Source organism: Actinomadura rubrisoli, from assembly GCF_004349215.1.
Classification (GTDB): domain Bacteria; phylum Actinomycetota; class Actinomycetes; order Streptosporangiales; family Streptosporangiaceae; genus Spirillospora; species Spirillospora rubrisoli.
The window spans coordinates 1-4,590 of the sequence record NZ_SMKU01000518.1 but is presented as its reverse complement, the minus strand read 5'-3'; the positions used below and the strand labels follow the sequence as shown (position 1 = coordinate 4,590).

4 protein-coding genes are annotated in these 4,590 nt (G+C 73.4%); all 4 read right to left on the bottom strand.

Annotated elements, in window-relative coordinates; genetic code table 11:
• Positions 1–29 precede the first annotated feature (29 nt).
• A complete protein-coding gene (locus E1298_RS44380; protein WP_131903385.1) occupies positions 30–644 on the bottom strand; it encodes an Rv1733c family protein in 615 nt (204 codons plus the stop codon).
• Positions 645–980: 336 nt separating this feature from the next.
• Positions 981–2,360, bottom strand: coding sequence for a WS/DGAT/MGAT family O-acyltransferase (locus E1298_RS44375; protein ID WP_131903384.1), 1,380 nt, complete (start codon positions 2,358–2,360; stop codon positions 981–983).
• Between the two features lie 78 nt (positions 2,361–2,438).
• Positions 2,439–3,959, bottom strand: a complete 1,521-nt coding sequence (locus E1298_RS44370; protein WP_131903383.1) for an MFS transporter — start codon at positions 3,957–3,959, stop codon at positions 2,439–2,441.
• The coding region (locus tag E1298_RS44365) for an LppX_LprAFG lipoprotein (RefSeq protein ID WP_131903382.1) at positions 3,956–4,590 on the bottom strand (635 nt) is incomplete at its 5' end. The genes E1298_RS44365 and E1298_RS44370, both read right to left, overlap by 4 nt.

The window sequence follows — 4,590 nt, the reverse complement described above, 5'->3', positions numbered from 1 at the left end:
GCTTTGCCGGGTGGCCGGGGCTTCGGGGCTCAGGAGCGGGGGTTGTGGCCGGCGTCGGCGTCCATGCGGGCCCAGTCGGCCTCCCACAGGTCGGCGCGGTGGCGGTCGCAGCGGCGCCGGACGAGGGCGTAGGTCAGCAGCAGCGGCATCGAAACGCCTAGGACGGCCGCGGTCGCCGCGTAGGCGGCGTCCGTCACGGTGCGGCTGTGCGGCCGCGGCCGGACGGTCGGCTCGGCCCGCCGGTCGACCCAGATCGTGCGGTGCGCGCCGACCTTGGCGTTCTTCCAGCTCGGCAGCGTTCCGGCGCGGGGCTTGCCGTCCGCGCCCGGCCAGGTGGCCTGGACGGTCTCGTGGATGTAGCGGTCGCCCGCGGAGCCGATGCCGCCGGTCGAGGTGACCGTGGCGACCACCTGGTGGCGGCTCGCGCGCTCGGCGCGTTCGGTGCGGGTGCCCGTGTCGTAGGACCAGGCGGCGGCCCAGGCGGCCAGCGGCGGCCCTGCGGCGAGCAGCAGCAGGAGCAGCCCGAGGGCGACGAGGCGCTGGACCCGGTCGACGGGGCGGCGCAGCTCGTTGCGCTCAAGACCGAGCCGTCTGCGCAGCCGTGTGACCGGCCCGCCTCCACAGCCGACGCCGAACTCGCTCATCTGCGTCACCTCCCCGGGGTGTGCCCGCCCGGCAAGAGGCACTTAGCCTTCTTTTCCCAGGATATTCCCGAGTTCGTTGCTCGGCACGCGGCCGGTGCCCAAATCCCTTCCCAGATCAGGACCGGTATACCGGTGCGATGACCGAAAACGGCCACCGCACCGGCCCCGGACCGGTGTTCCGCGGACGAACCGGCGGCCTGTGCGGCGATTTGGAGCAGTTCGTCCGGGGCCGCCCTGGACCCGCCGTCGTGTCAGGGAGGGGACGGGCGCGACAGGTGTGGCATGCCGGTCTGCTGATATCTGGCATATCTGCTGGTTTTGAGCGGTATGGCTGGATCAAGCGCCGGCGGCGTGGCGGCCCAGCTCGTCGAATCCGGCCCTGATCCCGGTGGCGAGGACGTCCAGGTCGGGCATCCCATCGAAGTCTCCCGTCAGCCCGAACGTCAGCGTCCCCTCGTAGGAGAAGATCGCGACCCCGGCGCGCAGGCCCGCCGCGAGCGGGACGAAGGGGTACAGCCGCTCCAGCCGCCGTCCCAGCACGTACAGCGGGAACTGCGGTCCCGGGACGTTGGTCACCACGGTCTGGACGAGGGGCTGGCTCTGGCTCAGCGCGTACCGCGACCCGAGCGCGAGCAGGGTCGGCGCGAATCCCGCGAGCCCGGCGAGGGCCTTCCCGCCCGCCGCCTGGTGCGTGCGCTTCACGTCGTTCATCTGGCGGCGGATCCCGAACAGGCGGCGGCGCGCGTCCGCCTCGCCGACCGGCAGGTTCACCAGCACGCCCGAGACCTGGTTGTTCACCTCGCCGCGCTGGTCGTGCGCGCGGACCGACACCGGCACGAGGGTCCGGACGAGCGCGCCCTCGTGCAGCTCGCCGCGTCCCTCCAGGACCGCGCGGAAACCGGCGGTCACGGCGGCCAGCACCACGTCGTTGACCGTCCCGCCGAGCGCCTTGCGGACCCGCCTGATCTCGTCCAGGTCCGCGTGAGTCCACATCCAGCGCCGGTGGGGGCCGAGCGGGCCGTTCAGGGATCCCGTCGTCGGACGGGCCAGCTGCCCGAGCGCGCGCGGGATCTCCACCCCGACGTTACGCAGGGTCTGGGTGCTGAACAGCGCGCGCGCCCGTCCAGGCGCCTGAGTGATGTGCCGCAGCGGTTCGGTGACCTGCGTCCGCACCGACGCGGCCAGCAGTTCGGCCCCGGACGGGGCGGGCTCCGGCTCGGGCAGCTCCGCCGCCTCCGGCCGCTCGGGCTCGGGTTCGAGGTCGAACAGCGTCGTCAGCAGGTCGACGCCGCCCACCCCGTCCACGACGCAGTGGTGCACCTTGGTGATCAGTGCCCAGCGGCCGTCCTCCAGCCCCTCGACCAGCCAGACCTCCCACAGCGGCTTCGCCGGGTCGAGGCGCTGCGACAGCACCCGCCCGGCCAGGTTCCGCAGCTTCTCCGCGTCGCCCGGCGCGGGCACCGCCGTGTGCCGGACGTGGTAGAGGATGTTGAAGTGCGGATCGTCCACCCAGACGGGCCGCCCGAGGTTCAGCGGCACCTTCCGGACCCGCTGCCGGTACCGGGGGACGAGCGGCAGCTTCCCGACGACCGCCCGGACCACTTCGCCGTAGGTGGGCACCGGCCCCTCGAAGACCGTCACCGACGCGATGTGCAGCGGCGTGCTCGCCGACTCCGCGAAGTAGAAGCCCGCGTCCAGCCCGCTCATGCGTTCCATTGGCCGCACCGTCCTGATCGTTTGCCGGGGACTCCCAGAGCACTCCCCAGGGACGCCCCGTCCAATCGACGATATGCCTCACTTCGTGAGGATCTGCTCCCGGGACGCCGCGGACGGCTCCGCGCGGTCCCGCCGCGCCCCCGTGGCCAGCGCCAGGACGGCCCCGAGCGCGCACATCCCCGCGGTGATCCAGAAGATCTCCTGGTACTCGGTGCGCAGCGCGTCCTGGAGCGCCGCGTTGTAGACCTTGAACTGCCGCGCGAACTCGGCCTTGGACATCATGAACGGCAGCGGCGGCCTGAGATCCGCCGTCAGCGCGTGGAAGCGGTAGAAGCCCCACGCCGACAGCGCCGAGATCCCGATCAGCATCCCCATCATCCGCGCCACGACCACGGCTGCCGACGCGACCCCGTGCCGCGCCGCCGGGACGAGCCCCAGCACCGCCGACGACACCGGCGCGATCACCAGCCCCAGCCCGAGCCCGGTCACGACGAGGTCGACGTCCATCCTCGGCAGCGGCCCGTACGACGCGTCCGCCAGGTCGGCCGGCCAGCCCGCGATCAGCAGGTAGCCGACGGCGGCGATCGCCATCCCGGCGGCCATCGGCCACCTTTCCCCGACCCGCCGCGCCAGGAGGCCCCCGGCGACGGCCGCGATCGGCAGCGCCACCAGGAACCGGGTCAGCACCAGCGCCCCGTCCACCGAGTCCTTGTGCAGCAGCGTCTGCGCGACCAGCACCACGTCCACCAGCGTCACCATCAGCGCCGCCCCCGACAGCAGGCTCACGCCCAGCGTCGCCAGCAGCGGCCCGCGCCGCACTCCCGCGAGGTCGAGCAGCCTCGTCCGCGCCTTGACCTCCCAGAGGACGAAGACGACGAGCACCACCGCGCCCGCGCCCAGCAGCGGCGGGCCCCACGACGGCAGGGCCGACTCCTCCGGCTCCGGGTTGTAGACGCCGCCGACCAGCAGGCCCAGCCCGAGCGCCAGCAGCAGCCCGCCGACCACGTCCACGCCGGGCCGGGGCCCGCCCTTGCGCCCACCCGGCACCGCGTACTGCACCGCCGCCATCGCGACCGCGACCAGCGGCAGGTTGATCCAGAAGATCGCCCGCCAGTCCAGCGCCGCCGCGATCCCCGCCCCGTACAGCGGGCCCAGCACGCTGCCCAGCTCCTGCGCGGCGCCCACCGCGCCCAGCACCACCGGACGCTGCCGCTCCTCCCACAGGTCACCGGCCAGCGCCATCGTGACCGGCAGGAGCGCGCCGCCCGCGATGCCCTGCACGACCCGTCCGGCCGTCAGCACGGGAACCCCGTGGGCGAGCGCCGTCACCACGGAGCCCACCGCGAAGAACAGCAGGCACGCCTGCATCAGCGGCCGCCGCCCGAACCGGTCTGAAAGCTGCCCCAGCAGCGGCATCGCCGCCACGTACCCCAGCAGGAACCCTGACAGGACGGGCGTGACCCGCTCCAGCCGGTTGATCGGGATGCCGAGGTCCTTCACCACCGGCACCAGGATCGTCGTGACGACGTAGGCGTCCAGGGCGGCCAGCAGCACCACCGCGCCGCCGGCCCCGATCGCGACCCGGCGCCGCTCGCTCACCTCGGTGCGCTGATCTTGTACGGGGCGTCGAACTCGGTGAAGTCGATCACCACCGCGCCCCCCTCCGGGAACGCCCCCCGCACCTTCAGCAGCCGGTGGTCGGCCTTGCCCACCCACACCTGGCCCTCCAGGTCGGAGTCGATCCCCGGGATCAGCCCGGAGACGCGGTCCTTCGGCAGCTTGGCCCGCACCCGGTAGGCGTCCTTGCCGTTGACCTTCACCTCCGCCTCGGCCTGCGGCGCCTGGAGCGACCCGAGCAGCTTGGCGATGCCGCGCTCGGGGTCCAGCACGGCCGACGGGTCGTAGTAGGTCGCCGCCAGCAGCTTCGGCGCCTTCTGCCAGCCGCCCGTCCCCAGGTTGAGGTAGACGCTGGAGCCCACCGCGACGATCTTCGCCTCGACGTTCTGGCCCTGCTGCTCCAGGGTCAGCGTCCCCTGGGCGTCCCCGCCCCGCAGCAGCTTGATGTCGGCGCCCTTCACCATGATCGGCGTCTTGCCCTCCGACCTCACCGTGAACGCGACGCTCTTCACGGCCGCCATCGCCGCCGACGCCTGCCGCAGCGTCCCCGCCGCGTCGAACGCCGCCGGCGCCGCCGACTTCCCGCCGGACCTGCCCCCGTCGCCTGTCGCTT

Coding starts and splice junctions, on each gene's coding strand:
- E1298_RS44380 (WP_131903385.1), bottom strand. CDS start 644: ATGAGCGAGTTCGGCGTCGGCTGTGGAGGCGGGCCGGTCACACGGCTG.
- E1298_RS44375 (WP_131903384.1), bottom strand. CDS start 2,360: ATGGAACGCATGAGCGGGCTGGACGCGGGCTTCTACTTCGCGGAGTCG.